The sequence below is a fragment of the Caballeronia udeis genome, assembly GCF_044909315.1.
GTDB classification, from domain to species: domain Bacteria; phylum Pseudomonadota; class Gammaproteobacteria; order Burkholderiales; family Burkholderiaceae; genus Caballeronia; species Caballeronia udeis_A.
In genome coordinates, this window is the sequence record NZ_JBIYEB010000008.1 from 248,953 (window position 1) to 263,326 (window position 14,374).

Annotated in this window: 13 protein-coding genes and 1 pseudogene; 7 read left to right on the top strand and 7 right to left on the bottom strand. The window is 61.4% G+C overall.

Annotated elements, in window-relative coordinates:
• Positions 1 to 83 precede the first annotated feature (83 nt).
• Together ABH944_RS15870 and maiA are read left to right on the top strand one after the other, a co-directional pair.
• A pseudogene (locus tag ABH944_RS15870) lies at positions 84 to 360 on the top strand (hypothetical protein).
• 212 nt (positions 361 to 572) lie between these two features.
• Complete coding sequence (maiA, locus tag ABH944_RS15875) at positions 573 to 1,235, top strand: maleylacetoacetate isomerase (RefSeq protein ID WP_404607428.1); 663 nt, start codon at positions 573 to 575, stop codon at positions 1,233 to 1,235.
• Positions 1,236 to 1,468: 233 nt separating this feature from the next.
• On the opposite strand, the gene ABH944_RS15880 is transcribed toward maiA, so the two are convergent.
• The 5 genes from ABH944_RS15880 to ABH944_RS15900 form a co-directional block, all read right to left on the bottom strand.
• Positions 1,469 to 2,206 (bottom strand): IclR family transcriptional regulator, encoded by a 738-nt coding sequence (locus ABH944_RS15880; RefSeq protein WP_404607427.1) that lies wholly within the window; start codon positions 2,204 to 2,206, stop codon positions 1,469 to 1,471.
• Positions 2,207 to 2,300: 94 nt separating this feature from the next.
• Positions 2,301 to 3,467, bottom strand: a complete 1,167-nt coding sequence (locus ABH944_RS15885) for an acyl-CoA dehydrogenase family protein (protein WP_404607425.1) — start codon at positions 3,465 to 3,467, stop codon at positions 2,301 to 2,303.
• A gap of 16 nt (positions 3,468 to 3,483) precedes the next feature.
• Positions 3,484 to 4,782 carry a CitMHS family transporter gene (locus tag ABH944_RS15890; protein ID WP_404607423.1) on the bottom strand — a complete coding sequence of 433 codons (1,299 nt, stop codon included), beginning with the start codon at positions 4,780 to 4,782 and terminating at the stop codon, positions 3,484 to 3,486.
• Positions 4,782 to 5,933, bottom strand: coding sequence for a CaiB/BaiF CoA transferase family protein (locus tag ABH944_RS15895; RefSeq protein WP_404607421.1), 1,152 nt, complete (start codon positions 5,931 to 5,933; stop codon positions 4,782 to 4,784). Before ABH944_RS15895 ends, ABH944_RS15890 begins: the two co-directional genes overlap by 1 nt.
• 119 nt (positions 5,934 to 6,052) lie before the next feature.
• Positions 6,053 to 6,970: a LysR substrate-binding domain-containing protein gene (locus ABH944_RS15900; protein WP_404607419.1), complete on the bottom strand. Its 918-nt coding sequence runs from the start codon at positions 6,968 to 6,970 to the stop codon at positions 6,053 to 6,055.
• 140 nt (positions 6,971 to 7,110) lie between these two features.
• Between ABH944_RS15900 and ABH944_RS15905 the strand changes: the two genes are divergently transcribed.
• From ABH944_RS15905 to ABH944_RS15925, 5 genes are all read left to right on the top strand, one after another.
• Complete coding sequence (locus ABH944_RS15905; RefSeq protein ID WP_404607418.1) at positions 7,111 to 8,433, top strand: NAD(P)/FAD-dependent oxidoreductase; 1,323 nt, start codon at positions 7,111 to 7,113, stop codon at positions 8,431 to 8,433.
• Positions 8,434 to 8,526: 93 nt separating this feature from the next.
• Positions 8,527 to 9,345 carry a substrate-binding periplasmic protein gene (locus ABH944_RS15910; RefSeq protein WP_404607416.1) on the top strand — a complete coding sequence of 273 codons (819 nt, stop codon included), beginning with the start codon at positions 8,527 to 8,529 and terminating at the stop codon, positions 9,343 to 9,345.
• A gap of 29 nt (positions 9,346 to 9,374) precedes the next feature.
• Positions 9,375 to 10,166 carry an amino acid ABC transporter permease gene (locus ABH944_RS15915; RefSeq protein WP_062083230.1) on the top strand — a complete coding sequence of 264 codons (792 nt, stop codon included), beginning with the start codon at positions 9,375 to 9,377 and terminating at the stop codon, positions 10,164 to 10,166.
• Positions 10,167 to 10,191: 25 nt separating this feature from the next.
• Complete coding sequence (locus ABH944_RS15920) at positions 10,192 to 11,532, top strand: NAD(P)/FAD-dependent oxidoreductase (RefSeq protein ID WP_404607414.1); 1,341 nt, start codon at positions 10,192 to 10,194, stop codon at positions 11,530 to 11,532.
• Positions 11,533 to 11,547: 15 nt separating this feature from the next.
• Entirely contained in the window at positions 11,548 to 12,231 is a 684-nt protein-coding gene (locus tag ABH944_RS15925; RefSeq protein WP_404607412.1) for an SDR family NAD(P)-dependent oxidoreductase, read from the top strand.
• A gap of 18 nt (positions 12,232 to 12,249) precedes the next feature.
• Here the strand turns inward: ABH944_RS15925 and ABH944_RS15930 are convergent, their stop codons facing one another.
• The gene (locus ABH944_RS15930; protein WP_404607411.1) at positions 12,250 to 12,831 is read right to left on the bottom strand and encodes a histidine phosphatase family protein; all 582 of its coding nucleotides are present in this window, start codon (positions 12,829 to 12,831) and stop codon (positions 12,250 to 12,252) included.
• Positions 12,832 to 13,048: 217 nt separating this feature from the next.
• Positions 13,049 to 14,299, bottom strand: a complete 1,251-nt coding sequence (locus ABH944_RS15935) for an NAD(P)/FAD-dependent oxidoreductase (protein WP_404607409.1) — start codon at positions 14,297 to 14,299, stop codon at positions 13,049 to 13,051.
• Positions 14,300 to 14,374 lie beyond the last annotated feature (75 nt).

The window sequence follows — 14,374 nt, forward strand, 5'->3', positions numbered from 1 at the left end:
CGACGCAGCACACCAACCAGCAGGACCGCTGCGTAGCCCATGAAATGAAGTCGCTGAGTCACTGATACGCATCGGAGCACATCATGAACAAGACCCTTATTGCATCGTTGTTAGTTGCCGTTTCCGCCGCCCTTGCAGCACCCGCATTCGCCAGCAGCGGTTATGGTCCCCGCACCGTCGTATAACCCGCAGGCTGGCGCACCCGCTTCGCAACGCGGCCAAAGCGCGCAAACCATCGCAGCGGAAAATGCAGCGACCAATGCTGACGCAAGCGCTTACGGCGGCGTGCGAAACACCACCACGCAATCCGGTGACCGCGTTCAGGCTAACGGCACACAATCGCTCGACTCGCATAACTGATTAAAGCCGAAGTGTGGCGTTTAGCAGGAAGCCGATGCCCGGCGAACTCAGGTTCGCCGGGCATCGGTGTTTGTTGAGGTTGCGATCTTCCTGACATGCTTTGCATTCAAGCTATGGACCCCGGCTGGAGCACTTTGATGCATAGTTCAGAGTCGGCGACTTAGCCCGCGTCGCCACTGCCGTCCAATCGTCCATTACGAAGGAAGATCCTCATGTCAGAGCAAGCGCAATTCGAACTCTTCGCGTTCTGGCGCTCGTCCGCCGCGTTTCGTGTACGTGTCGCCCTTAATTTGAAGGGCCTGAGCACGCACGAACAGAACATCGATCTCGACGCAGGCGAACAACGCAGCGCCGAATTCCTGAAAATCAGTCCGCTAGGATCCATTCCGGCGTTAGTGGAAAAAGGGCGTGAGCCTCTGACACAATCGCTGGCCATCCTCGAATTCCTCGACGAACTTCAACCCTCGCCGCCCTTGTTGCCAAGTGATTTATACGACCGTGCACGGGTGCGCTCCATTGCGTCCATGTGTGCTGCCGATACCCATCCGCTAGTCGTGCCGCGCGTGAAAAAGTATCTGCAGGAAACCGGTGGATTCGACAATGCAGCGTGGCGCGCATGGCAAATCCGCTGGCTCGGCACGGGCCTTGCCGCAGTGGAAGAGCGTCTGGCGGGCGCGCCGGAAACAGGGACTTTCTGTCATGGCGATGAACCCACCATGGCGGATATTTGTCTCGCGAGCATTGTCGCGGTGACGCGTGTGTTCAAGATCGAGATTCCCGATGCACCGACTATCGACCGGATCATGGCCGCGTGTGATCAGCATCCGGCATTCATGAAGGCCGATCCGAAGCGGCAGGTTGGCGCGCCGACGTAAGGCGGCAATGGCGAAGTACGGCGACTGACGGGCCTTGGCCGCCGGACCTGCCGTTTGGATCTGCCACACCGGACTTGCGACTTGTCTCTCGGTCAAGCCGGCATTGCCGGTGTACGCTTCAGCGACCGAAACAAGAAGGCTCATGCCAGACTGCCCTTGCCTTGACGGGAGCATCCAGCGCGCAAAGAGATATCAACGCCGGCATCACCAACGTCTGGATAAACCAAAGCCCCTCACTTCTCCTGCGCATCGATCTCCTGCTTCACACGCACGAGCTCGGCTCCATGAGCGTCCTGCTGCTTCTCGATCCGTTCGGTCGGCCCGACCACCGATATACCGTACAGGTCCCCACCAACCGACACCGCAATCGCCACCGCGGAAAGCTCCGGCGCACTCTCCCCAAGATTGACATGCCAGCCGCGTTTCTTGGCAGCCTCCGCCTGGATCACGAGCGCAGCTAGATCCGCTGTCGTGCGATCGGTCATCCGCTCGAACCCGAGCTTCGCTGCCAGCGCCTGTTGCTGTTCCGGCGTGAGTTCGCCAAAGATCGCCTTGCCGATCGAATTGGCATGCACTGGACGAAGCTCACCCGGCTTCACGATGTAGCGAATCGCCTTGAACGACTCCACCACGTCGAGATAAACCACGGCTGTATCGTGAATCTTGCCGAGCACGATGGTCTCGCCGGTGGCGTCGCGTAATGCGACCAGCCGCGCGTGCAGCATCTCCACCACGGGATCGACCGCGTCTATCGCTTGCGCAAGCTGCAGCAGCCGCCGGGTCGGATAATAACCGCCGCGTTTCTTTACTTCATAGAGGTACCCGCGGCTCACCAGCGTACGGGCAAGCGCGAGGCAACTCGATACCGGCACGTCCATCAACCGGGCGAGTTCGGTCAGCGGCAAAGGCCGCTGTTCCGTGGCGAAACGTTCGAACAAGTCGAGCGTGCGTGCAACGAGTTTGACATCCATGGCAATTCGTTCCACTGGTTTAAGGCAGATTCCCAGCGCCTTTAGGGCAGCGCATGCAAAGCGCTTGCTCCCATGCGGCTCGTGCTAGTACGCATTAGTAAGACTTAGGCAGTCCAAGCACTTTCTCTGCAATGAAGCACATGATCATTTGCGGACTGACCGGTGCGAGCCTCGGAATCATACACTCGCGCAAATAACGTTCGACGTGATACTCCTTTGCGTACCCCATTCCGCCAAGCGTTGCCATTGCGGTCTGGCATGACTGGAAGGCCGCTTCCGCGGCCAGGTACTTGGCGGCGTTTGCTTCGGCGCCGCACGGCTTGCCGGCGTCATACAGCGAGGCCGCCTTGAAGACCATCAGGCTGGCTGCCTCAAGCTGCATCCACGACTGCGCGAGCGGATGCTGGATCGACTGGTTCTGTCCAATCGGACGCCCGAACACCACGCGCTCCTTCGCATATTGCGTGGCTCGCCGTAGCGCAGCCTGACCCAGACCAATCGCTTCCGCTGCAATCAGGACCCGCTCCGGATTCAGGCCGTGCAGCAAATATTTGAAGCCCTCGCCTTCCTCGCCGATCCGGTCACCGGCGGGAACGCGCAAGCCGTCGATGAAAAGCATGTTCGAATCCACCGCCTTGCGGCCCATCTTCTCGATTTCGCGCACTTCAACTTTTGTGCGGTCGAGATCCGTATAAAAAAGGCTCAGACCTTGCGTTGGTTTAGCCACCTGATCGAGCGGCGTGGTCCTCGCGATGATCAACATCTTGTTCGCCACCTGCGCCGTCGATATCCAGATCTTGCGACCCGTCAGCACGTAGTGGTCCCCATCGCGCACGGCCTGCGTTTTAAGCCGTGTGGTGTCGAGTCCCGAATCGGGTTCGGTGACGGCGAAGCACGCCTTGTCGGTCCCGTCTATCAACGGCGGGAGGAAGCGCTGCTTCTGTTCCGCGCTGCCGAACACCTGCACGGGATTCAGCCCGAAGATGTTCATATGCACCGCCGATGCGCCCGACAAACCCGCACCCGACGCACTGATGGTCTGCATCATCAGCGCAGCCTCGGTCATGCCAAGGCCCGAGCCGCCGTAGTCCTGCGACATTGCAATGCCGAGCCAGCCCGCATCCGCCAGCGTGCGGTGAAAGTCGTGCGGGAAACCGCCTTCGCGATCGCGTTCGAGCCAGTAGTCGTCATCGTAGCGTTCGCAGAGTTTTTCTATCGCGGCCTTGATGGATTGCTGGTCTTCGGTGAGTTCGAAATTCATGAGAAGAAGTCCTGTACTATAGCGGAAACACACCGATCACCACCGCTGCCGCAACCATCAGCAACGTGGCCGCGAAGAGGAACGGGATCGTGAACTTCTGGTGCTCGGCCAGTTCAACGCCTGTCAAACCAACAATCAGGAACGTTGCGGGAGTCAATGGACTGACCGGAAACCCCGTGGTCATCTGACCGAGTAATGCAGCCTGCGCCATCTGTATGGGCGGCACGCCAAGCAGCTTCGCGCTCTCCGCCATCACGGGGAGAATGCCGAAGTAGAACGAGTCGGGATCGAACAGCAGGGACAACGGCATGGACAGCAAACCCAGCACGAACGGCATGTGGCGTGCATGTTCGGCGGGAACGTGCTGCACGACGACCTGCGCCATGGCGGAGAGCATGCCGGTGCCGGACATGATGCCGGTGAATGCGCCCGCCGCGAGCAGCACGCTCGCCATCATCAACGCCGCTTTCGCGTGGGCGTCAATGCGGGCGCGCTGTGCGTCGACCTCCGGATAGTTCACGATCAGCGCGACCACGGTGCCAAGCATGAACATGACGACCGGGTCCACGATCCCGCTCACCAGCGTGGCGAGCACGACCACCGTCAGCGCCACGTTGATCCAGAAACGCTCGGGCCGTCGCAACGCCGCTTCCTCCGCGGAGAGTTCACGCGGCTGCAACACCGCCTCCGGCGCGCCCTTGCCGAGGCCAAGGCGTTTCTCTTCGCGCTTGCCGAGCCAGTAAGCCGAGCCGAACACAAACGCGAGGCCGACCGCTTGCAGCGGAATCATCGGATAGAAGATCACCGTGGTCGGGATATGCAACGCGGCGGAGGCCCGCAGCATGGGCCCCACCCAGGGCAGGAAGTTCACGCCGGCCGCCATCGATGCAACACAAGCGAGGATCCGTTTGTCGAGTCCGAGGCGCGTGTAGAGCGGCAGCATGGCAGGAATGGTGACGAGAAACGTGACCGCGCCCGAGCCATCCAGGTGAATCAGCAGCGCAAGCAACGCCGACCCCATCACAATTCGCGTGGGTTTGGCGCCGACCATCCGCAAGATGCCGTTGATGATCGGATCGAGCATACCTGCATCGGTTAGGATTCCGAAAAAAAGAATCGCAAATACAAACATGCCCGCTACCGGGCCGATAGCCTGCACCCCGTGCACGATAAATTTCACTGTCGACAAGCCGAAGCCCGCGGCGAGCGCCGCGACCGTCGGCACCGCGATCAGCGCCACCAGCGGCGAAAGCCGCTTGGTGATGATCAGGCCGAACAGCGCGACGATCGCAATAGTGCCGGTCAGTGCGAGCATCAGGCGTCTCCTTTCAGGGTTTGATCGAAAACCTGCGCCTCGTGCTCGTTGAGCTTGGGCGGTGGCGTCCGGTAGGTGGCAGGCGTGCGGCTGAGCTTGATCGGTGAGGCAATGCCCTTGTAACCTTCCATCGACACCACCATCCCCCGGTGCGCCGTATGCGGCAAATCGAGCGCGGCATTGATGGACAGCACCGGCGCGCACGGCACACCGCGGCGAATGAGCGTATCGGCAAGTACCGCCCCGTCCCAACGCTCGAACACGCTTTCCAGTTCGCGCCGCAGTTCCCGGCGATTCGCCGTGCGCGCCTTGTTGCTTTCGAAGCGCGGATCGTCCGCAAGCTGAGGCGTCCAGATCACTTCGCACAACGTTGTAAATTGCGCGTTGTTGCCCACCGCCAGGAAAATATCCACGCCGCCGGTATGGAACATGTCGTACGGCGTGATGTTCGGATGTGCATTGCCCGTGCGCTGCGGCGGCTTGCCGGAGTAGAAGTAGTTCGCCGTATGCGGATGCAGGAGGGACAGCGCGCAGTCGAACAGCGTGGACTCCACGAACTGCCCAAGCTGACTGCCTTCGCGTTCGCGCAACGCCATCAGGATGCCAAGCGCGGCGTTCAAACCGGTGACCATGTCCACAATCGGAATGCCCACGCGCGAGGCCTCGCCTTCCGCCTCGCCGTTCACGCTCATGATGCCGGTCATCGCCTGGATCGCAGCGTCGTAGCCCGGCAAGCCGCCAAGCGGACCATCCGCGCCGAAACCGGATACGCGGCAATGAACGAGCTTCGGAAAGCGCGCCTGCAATAGTTGCTCGTAACCTATACCCCAGCGCTCGAGCGTGCCCGGCTTGAAGTTTTCGATCAGCACGTCAGCGGTTTCGAGCAGCGCCAGCAGCCTCGCGCGCCCCGCTTCCTCCGACAGGTCCAGCGACACGCCCAGCTTGTTTCGATTCACGCCGAGGAAATACGACGCGGTATCGCCGTCGAACGGCGGGCCCCAGGTGCGCGTTTCATCACCCGCGGGAGGTTCGACCTTGATGACTTCGGCGCCATGGTCGGCGAGGATCTGCGTGCAGTAAGGACCGCCCAGCACGCGCGATAAATCGATCACGCGAATGCCGTCGAGCGAACCCAGAGGGGTTTGAGCCAAGATTTTCGTCTCCATCGGTAGCGGTTTTTCTATCTAATTATTCCTTTCCGTGAATAAAACTTTATATATGTGAATATATGGCGTCAAGAAAAATCGGCGAGACACGTGGCAGGGAAAGGTCAGAACATTGCGGCAGGAGCTCGCAAACGGGCCACCTCAGTGGCCATCGTTTCCTTGGTCAGAGCGAGGAAAGCCGTCGCCAGCGGATTCGGATGCTGTAATTGAGGACAGACCGTGAAGCCGCGAAACATCACGTCCGGCGAGAACGGCCGGAATACAATGCGCGCGGGATTGGTATCGGACGTGGCCAGCGGATTCACCACGCCCACACCCAGGCCACGCGCGACCATGGCGCAAATAGTCGCACCGTAAGGCGTCTCGATCACCGGCACCTGGTTCACGCCGGCCTGCCGCAACGCGCGGTCGAGCGACGAGCGTGTGTCGTCGGCATAGGACGGCAGGATGAGGCTCTGGTCCCTCAGGTCACGCGCATGGATGCGCTTGCGCGCGGTCAGCGGATGTTGGGCAGGCAGCGCGCAGACCCCCGCCAGCCGATACAACTCCGTGCTGGTCACACCGAATGCATCGGGCGTGGTGGTGGCAAAACCAACGTCGCAATAGGCCGACGATGCCCAGCGCTGGATCGTGCCCTCGCTGCGCATTTCCAGCGACACCGCAATACGCGGATAGGCCGCGAGGAAGCGCTCGATCACAAGGGGTACGAACGATAATGCGAGCACCGGCGGCGCCACCAGACGCAGCCGGCCTGTGCCGAACTGACGGATTTCCCGCGCGGAATGACCGAGCTTTTCGAGTCCCACGAAACTACGGTCGACCTCACGATAGAACGCCGTGCCTGCAACCGTGGCCTGGATCCGGCCACCGTTGCGTGTGAAAAGCGCCAGTCCCGTCGACGCCTCCAGCTCCGCAATCAGGCGGCTGACGCTGGGCTGCGACGTGCCGAGTTCTTCAGCCGCCGCAGTCATCGATCCGCGCAGCATCACCAGCCTGAACGCTTCGATTTGCTTCTGGTTCATGTGTGTTCCTCCTCCCGTATTTTCCCGGTCCGCATGGAAGCTTGTCATATCAAAAATGAATAGCAGACCTTTTTGGCCGTATTTGACCGGATGAAAGAACCGCTCCTAGACTGATTGCAACCCGTCACTGCCAGCCAACCATGCGAGCCGACGCACTGCTTTTCCACGATGACTTCCGCATCGCACCTTATTGGTGGGACGCCGCGCCGCCGGAAACGTCGCGCGTCGCGCTGCCGTCGAGCGTGGATCTGGTGGTCGTGGGGAGCGGCTATTGCGGGTTATCGGCGGCGGCTGAAGCGGCGCGGCAAGGTGCGTCGGTGGCTGTGCTGGATGCCGCCGAGATCGGCGCGGGCGGCAGCACGCGCAGCGGCGGCATGCTGTCGAGCGGGCAAAAAATGGCGTTGACTGACGCCATTCGCGGGGTATCGGCGGAGCGGCTGAGCCGCTTGATGGCCGAATCCATGGCGAGTTTCGAGTATCTCAAGCACCTGATAACCAGCGAATCGCTCGACGCCGACCTGCAGATACCAGGCCGCTTTTTCGGCGCGTTCACTCCCGGTCATTTCGAGCGGCTGCGTCAGCAAGGCGAGCTGCTGCGCGAGAAAACAGGCGTGACCGTGCACGTGGTGACACGTGCCGAGCAACGCGCGGTAGTCGGGTCGGACTACTACTACGGCGGCATTCTGGTAGATGAATACGGCGGCCTGCATACGGCGAAATATCACCGCGCGCTACGCGGCCTTGCGCGGCGTTGCGGTGCAAGCCTGCATTCGCACGCGGCCGTGGAACGGATTGAACGGACCGGCGCGCGCTTCGCTGTCCACACCGCGCGCGGCAAGGTCGATGCCAAGCGGGTGCTGGTCGCGACCAACGGTTATACGGGAAACCTGTCGCCCTTTTTATCGCGTCGCGTGCTGCCGGTGGCGAGTTATCAGATCGCCACGGAACCGCTGCCGCCGGGACTCATGGATGTCTTGAATCCGGGCCGCCGCATGATCAGCGACTCCAAGCGCAACCTGTTTTATACGCGCCCTTCGCCCGACGGCACGCGCATGCTGTTCGGCTCGCGTCCGTCGTTTCGCGAAGTCGGCGAACGCGAGGCGGCCCGCATCCTGCACGCGAAGATGGTCCAGCTCTGGCCCGCCTTGCGCGACGTGCGCATCACGCATGCATGGAAGGGATACGTTGCCATGACCGGCGACAAGCTCGCGCATATCGGCGAGCATGACGGCGTGTTTTACGCACTCGGCTGCAACGGCAATGGCGTCGCCTTGATGACTTACCTCGGGCAGCGGATTGCAAGAACACTATCAGGCCTCGACACCGCGCCCGGTGCGTTCGGCGAAGGCCCGTTTCCGCTGAGTCCGGGCGGCATCGCGCGCAGCTTGAGCGTGCCGGTGGGCGCCGTGCTCTATCAGCTCGACGACTGCTGGAACGGCCGCGTGCGCGGCGCGCTGTTCTAACCCTGACCCTGACGTTCGTGTTCAAGCCTGTTAGTGACGCTGCATCGACCTGTCGTATTTCAACTCATCGCTGGTTTCCCCTGGAGCAACATCATGCGGTTTCGACACTTTTTCAGCCTCGTTTCTATCGTCGCTTCCCTCTCGTTGATGGCCGCGACCGGCGCGCATGCCGACGACCTCGGCACGCTTGCGCCGGGCAAACTGATGGCCGGGGTGGACGCCAACAACAAGCCCTATTCCTACATCGATAACGGCAAGATGACCGGCTTCGACGTGGAGTTGCTGCGCGCGATTGGCGCCAAGCTGGGATTGAGTGTCGACTTTCGTGCGCAGGACTTCAGCGGTTTGCTGCCGAGCGTGTCGAACCAGCAGATCGATCTCGCCGCCGGATCGATATCGATCACGACAGACCGGCTGAAAATGGTCGATTTCTCCGAGGGTTATCTTACCGGGCTGCTTAGCGTAGCGACCTTGCCCGACAGCGCGATCACGAGCGACAAAGCGTCAGTCAAGGACAAGCGGATCGGCGTGGTCCAGGGTACGATTGAAGACACGTATTCAGACAGCTACCTGCCGGGTGCGCAGATCGTGCGGTTCCCGAACGTGAACGCAGGCTTTCTCTCCTTGCGCTCGAAATATATCGATGGTTTCTTCATCGATAAATCGCTGGTCGACGGTCTGCAAAGTAAGTACCCGCAGTTGAATCTTGCCGACCGGCTGGATATTTCCGCTATCAACCTGCCGGCCGGTTTTCCGATGCGCAAGGGCAACTTCAAACTCGAGACCGCGGTCAACAAGACGCTTAACGAGCTCGTGGCGGACGGCACCTGGATGAAGCTCTACACACAGTTCCATCCTGGTTATCCGAAGCCCGCCAGCCTGCCGCCGTACGAGATGAAAACCGGTAGCTGACCTTTCGCCGACATGATCCGGAGAGCGCCATGAACGCATTCCTGCAGAACTTCCTCGACTGGCAGTTGCTCACGGGATCGCTGCCTTCGCTGCTCGAAACCGGGCTCGTGAATACGCTCGTGCTGTCGCTGTTCTCGACCTTGCTAGGGATCATTGCGGGCATGGTGCTGGCGCTGATGGCGGTGTCGCACATGCGCTGGCTCGAAGCGCCGGCACGCGTGTTCGTCGAGGTCTTTCGCGGGTTGCCGGCGGCACTCGTGATCCTGCTCGTGGGGCAAGGGCTGGCGCCGGTCGGGCTCGCGGTGTTCGGCCCGAATCCGTATCCGCTTGCCATCGTGGCGCTCGGACTGATTTCATCTGCGTATATAGCGGAGATCTTTCGTTCGGGCATCCAGAGCGTGGGCAAGGGGCAGCTCTCCGCCTGTCAGGCGCTAGGCATGACGTACTGGACCGCCATGCGTCATGTCATCGTGCCGCAAGGCATCCGGCGCATTCTGCCTGCGCTGGCGAACCAGTTCATTTCGATCGTGAAGGATTCAAGCCTCGTGTATTTTCTCGGCTTGCTGACCTCGCAACGGGACTTGTTCACGATTGGACAGAACACGTCGGTGAACACGGCCAACCTGTCTCCGCTGGTCGCGGCCGGGCTCGTCTACTTGCTGATTACCGTACCCCTCACGCACGCGATCAATCATATCGACCGCTGGACCAACCGGCATTCGAATCCACGCTACGGCGGCGCAAGCGGCGCCACCACGCGCAAGCAACTCAAGCGTCAGGCAGCGGCCGCACGCGCGGGCATGGCCGAACAACACAACTAAACCAAAGCCGGGGAATAACAAGCCTATGGGACCACCAGTCGAGACCGTCACCGACGACACCCTCCTGCCGGACGAAGTGGATGTCGTGGTGGTCGGCGGCGGCATTATTGGCGTGAGCACTGCGTTGTATCTAAGCGATAAAGGCCTGCGCGTTGCAGTGTGCGAGAAGGGTTATATAGCAGGCGAACAATCCAGCCGCAACTGGGGCTGGGTGCGTGTCACGCATCGCGACATGCGAGAGTTCGAACTGAGTATTGAAAGCCTGAAGCTGTGGCGCACGCTCGACAGTACGCTTGGCATCGACACCGGCTTCAGGCAGTGCGGCATCCTTTACATGGCTAACGACAATGCAAAGATGGACGAGCATCGCGTCTGGCTTGAGAAAGCGCGCGCATTAGCCGGGAACGATGCATTCGATACCCGTGAAGTCGATCCCAAGACCGTGGCCGGTCTGCTGCCTGGCGCAACGAGGTCGTTCAAGGGCGGCCTGTACACGCCCGGCGACGGCCGCGCCGAACCTCAGAAAGCCGCTCCGGCAATCGCAAATGCGCTACGCAAACGCGGTGTGAAAATCCTCACGCCCTGTGCGGTGCGCGGTGTGGAAACAAGCGCCGGACGCGTCAGCGCGGTGGTGACCGAGCTGGGAACCATCCGCTGCAAGAGCGTGGTGGTGGCAGGCGGCGCGTGGTCGCGGCTCTTCTGCGGGAACCTGGATGTCAACGTGCCGCAGTTGATGGTGAAGGCTTCCGTGTTGCGGACATCGCCTATTGAAGGCGGTCCTGCGGTGAGCGCCAGTAACAAGGAGTTTGCGTTCCGCAAGCGCGCGGACGGCGGTTATACTATTGCGTTCGGCTTTCGCACCTACACGGATATCACGCCTGACAGCTTCCGCCTGTTTCCTCAATATATCCCTGCGCTCAAGAGTCAGATGGGCGCATTGCGGATTGGATTGGGCGCGCGTTTCTTCGATGAACTGCGTCGTCCGCGTCATTGGGCACTCGATCAGCGGACCGCCTTCGAGGACGTTCGCACGCTCGACCCCGAGCCCATTTCCGCTTACACCGACGCCGGCCTGCGTGAGTTCGTAAAGGTCTTTCCACATCTGAGCGGCGCGCGTATCGCGCAGCGCTGGGCGGGTCTCATGGACGTGACACCGGATGCCATTCCCGTGATATCGCGCGTTGAAAGTGTGCCGGGGCTTTTCATCGGCACCGGATTTTCAGGGCATGGTTTCGGCATCGGTCCGGCTGCAGGAAAACTGATGGCGGATCTGGTTGTGAACGACACGCCGCTCGTCGATCCGCACATGTTCCGGCTAAGCCGTTTCAGTGACGGCACGAAGATCGTTATTGACGCGGGCTTTTAAGCAAGGACCTGGACCATGGACAAGGTAGCAATGATCTCCGGTGCGAATCGCGGTATTGGCCTGGCGGTGGCCACCGAATTGCGCCGGCGAGGTTATCGGTTGTCACTCGGCATGCGTGACCCTTCGGCGTCGCGCATGCCCTTCGACGCATTCACGTTTGCCTATGAAGCACGCGATCCGCTTGGCGGACAACGCTGGGTCGACGCGACCGTCGCGCGTTTTGGCCGTATCGATGTCCTGATCAACAATGCGGGAATCTGCACGCACATCACGCTTGAGGACGGCACGAGCGAGCAACTCGAAGAGACTCTCGACATCAACGTGAAGGCGCCCTTCCGCCTGATCCAGGCCGCGTTGCCGCATCTGCGCAAACCCGGCGACGCCCGGGTCGTGCAGATTGCGTCGCTATCGGGCAAACGCGTGAAAAACCTGAACGCGGGTTACCAGATGTCGAAGCATGCGGTAATAGCGTTGAATCATGCGGTGCGGCGGGCCGGCTGGGATGACGGCATTCGCGCGACGGCGATCTGCCCCGGCTTCGTGAATACCGACATGGCCGCGGGCGTAGCCGACCTAGACCCCCAGGAATTGACCCAGCCCGAGGATCTGGCCTTGCTGATCGCGAACACCATAGCGATGCCGAATACAGCGAGTGTCGCGGAGATCCTCGTGAATTTCCGGCACGAGGACCTGTTCTAAGCTCGAGGCGTTGTTGCCCTACGACAGCGGATAACGCACGTTCCACTGCTTCAGCGCCCTGGTTTCGCGATCGAAACCAAGCACGCTGACCGACGCGGTATCGAGTAGTAAATGGGCTCCGAGCGCCGCTGAATCGGCCATCCAGCAGGCGCCGAGAACTCGCAGGAAATGCGCGTGCGAAAACAGCGCGATGCGCCCTTTCGTGGCAAGCAGCCGCTCGATCAAGGACTCTGCCCGCGCCTGGATGGCTTCTACATTTTCGCCTTCCGGCATGGGTGAAGTCCACACGGCCCAGTCAGGATCTTCAGCGCGGATATCGTGCGTCGTACGGCCTTCATAAATACCGTAGTTCCATTCGCTCAAGCGCGGCTCTTCTTCTGCCTGAGCACCAAGACCTGCTTCAGCGCAGGTGTCGCGAGCACGGGACATCGGGCTGCACAGCACCAGGTCGAAGGGCTGCGCCGCGAGCACCGGCCGCAGCGTTCGCGCCTGTTCGCGCCCGTGGTCCGTCAACGGGATATCGGTGCGGCCCGTGTGCTGGCCGGACAGGCTCCATTTGGTTTCACCATGACGGATCAGCCAGATCTCGGGTTGGTTCACGTGGTTTTCGGCAGTGGTAGCGGTAGCGTTCATTGGCGTAGGCACGATTAGGGTCGGAGGTCGGGATTCAACGTTCCGCTCAGGGCCGGAACGAGCGGGACATGCTTGAGCGTCAGCCCCGATTCTACGGGGCTATCGACAAATTTTCAGATCGGGGTCTCGATTGCAAGGTGAGTGAGGTGGGCGAGGTGGGCGAGGTGGGCGATCGCCGGCGGCTTCAAATCGACTCGAAGCGGTCGGCCCTGAACGGCGTGACATCGACGAACGGCTCCTCTCCGGTCATCAGTGACGCGATCAGCCGGCCGGTGACCGCACCGAGCGTCAAGCCGTGATGCGCATGTCCGAACGCGAACCACAGGGCCTTGTGACGCGGCGCGGGGCCAATGATCGGCATCATGTCGGGCGTACACGGACGCCGGCCCATCCACGGTTCGTCATCCACCCGCTCGCCCAGCGGGAACAGCGTACGCGCCACGGGCTCGGCACGCATCAGTTGCACCGGTGTCTTCGGCGCATCGCGATCCGCCAGCTCAACGCCTGTTGTAAGCCGAATGCCGCGTGCCATTGGCGCGAGCAGGAAGCCGTTGTCCACATCCAGCACGGGATGATTCAGCACCGTCCCGGGTTGCGGCGCGTAATGCATGTGATAACCGCGCTTGACCGCAAGCGGCAGCCGGTAGCCCAATGCCGACGTCACGTCTTTGGCCCAGGGCCCCAACGCAATCACCGCCGACGACGCACTGACCGGACCGTCTTGCGTCATCACGCGCCAACCGTCGCCCTCGGCTTCCAGCGACGTTGCATCGCCAGTCAGGAAGCGGCCGCCGAGGCGCTCGAAGTACGCCGCATAACCCGCGACCAGCGCACCCGGATCGGTGACCGACACGGCATCCGTGTAATGCAAACCACCTACCAGCGAACGGTCGAGATGCGGCTCGGCGAGTTGCAGCTTCGCCGGATCGAGGAGCTTGTATTGCACACCAAACTCGCGATGCCACCGCTCGGCGTCGCGCAACTCGTCGTCCCGTGCGGCGTCAGTGTGGAACACCTTGATCCAGCCCGTCGGCCGCAACAACGACTCGACGCCGGCGTCCTTCGCGAGGACCTCGTGCTCGGTCACGCAATGTTCAATCAGCGTGGCGTACTGGCGCGCGATGGCAGCATGGCGTGCGGGTTCGGAATTGCGCCAGTACGCCCAGAGGAAAGGCGCGAGCGCGGGCAATGCATCGCGATGGTAATGAACGTCTATGGATGAGTTGCGCGCGTAATGCATCAGCGTGCCGATGTCGCGGGGAAGCGCATAGGGATAGACACCCTCGCGCTGCAACAGCCCCGCATTGCCGAACGAGGTTTCGAGCCCGGGAGGCTTGCGGTCCACCAGCGCAACCGAGCGGCCGCGCTTTTGCAAATGAATGGCGATCGATACCCCTACGATGCCCGCGCCCAGCACGACTGTGTCGAACTTCATGCGTTGAATCTCTCCTCTACGTCCAGTTTTTGTTCGCGGCGGTGGGCGGTGGACGAGTATTCGCCACTCACCGCA

Bases quoted from the DNA above. Each gene is read 5' to 3' on its own strand.
- ABH944_RS15885 (WP_404607425.1), bottom strand. From the start codon at position 3,467: ATGAATTTCGAACTCACCGAAGACCAGCAATCCATCAAGGCCGCGATA.
- ABH944_RS15900 (WP_404607419.1), bottom strand. From the start codon at position 6,970: ATGAACCAGAAGCAAATCGAAGCGTTCAGGCTGGTGATGCTGCGCGGA.
- ABH944_RS15920 (WP_404607414.1), top strand. From the start codon at position 10,192: ATGGGACCACCAGTCGAGACCGTCACCGACGACACCCTCCTGCCGGAC.
- ABH944_RS15935 (WP_404607409.1), bottom strand. From the start codon at position 14,299: ATGAAGTTCGACACAGTCGTGCTGGGCGCGGGCATCGTAGGGGTATCG.
- ABH944_RS15905 (WP_404607418.1), top strand. From the start codon at position 7,111: ATGCGAGCCGACGCACTGCTTTTCCACGATGACTTCCGCATCGCACCT.
- maiA (WP_404607428.1), top strand. From the start codon at position 573: ATGTCAGAGCAAGCGCAATTCGAACTCTTCGCGTTCTGGCGCTCGTCC.
- ABH944_RS15880 (WP_404607427.1), bottom strand. From the start codon at position 2,206: ATGGATGTCAAACTCGTTGCACGCACGCTCGACTTGTTCGAACGTTTC.
- ABH944_RS15925 (WP_404607412.1), top strand. From the start codon at position 11,548: ATGGACAAGGTAGCAATGATCTCCGGTGCGAATCGCGGTATTGGCCTG.
- ABH944_RS15915 (WP_062083230.1), top strand. From the start codon at position 9,375: ATGAACGCATTCCTGCAGAACTTCCTCGACTGGCAGTTGCTCACGGGA.
- ABH944_RS15910 (WP_404607416.1), top strand. From the start codon at position 8,527: ATGCGGTTTCGACACTTTTTCAGCCTCGTTTCTATCGTCGCTTCCCTC.
- ABH944_RS15890 (WP_404607423.1), bottom strand. From the start codon at position 4,782: ATGCTCGCACTGACCGGCACTATTGCGATCGTCGCGCTGTTCGGCCTG.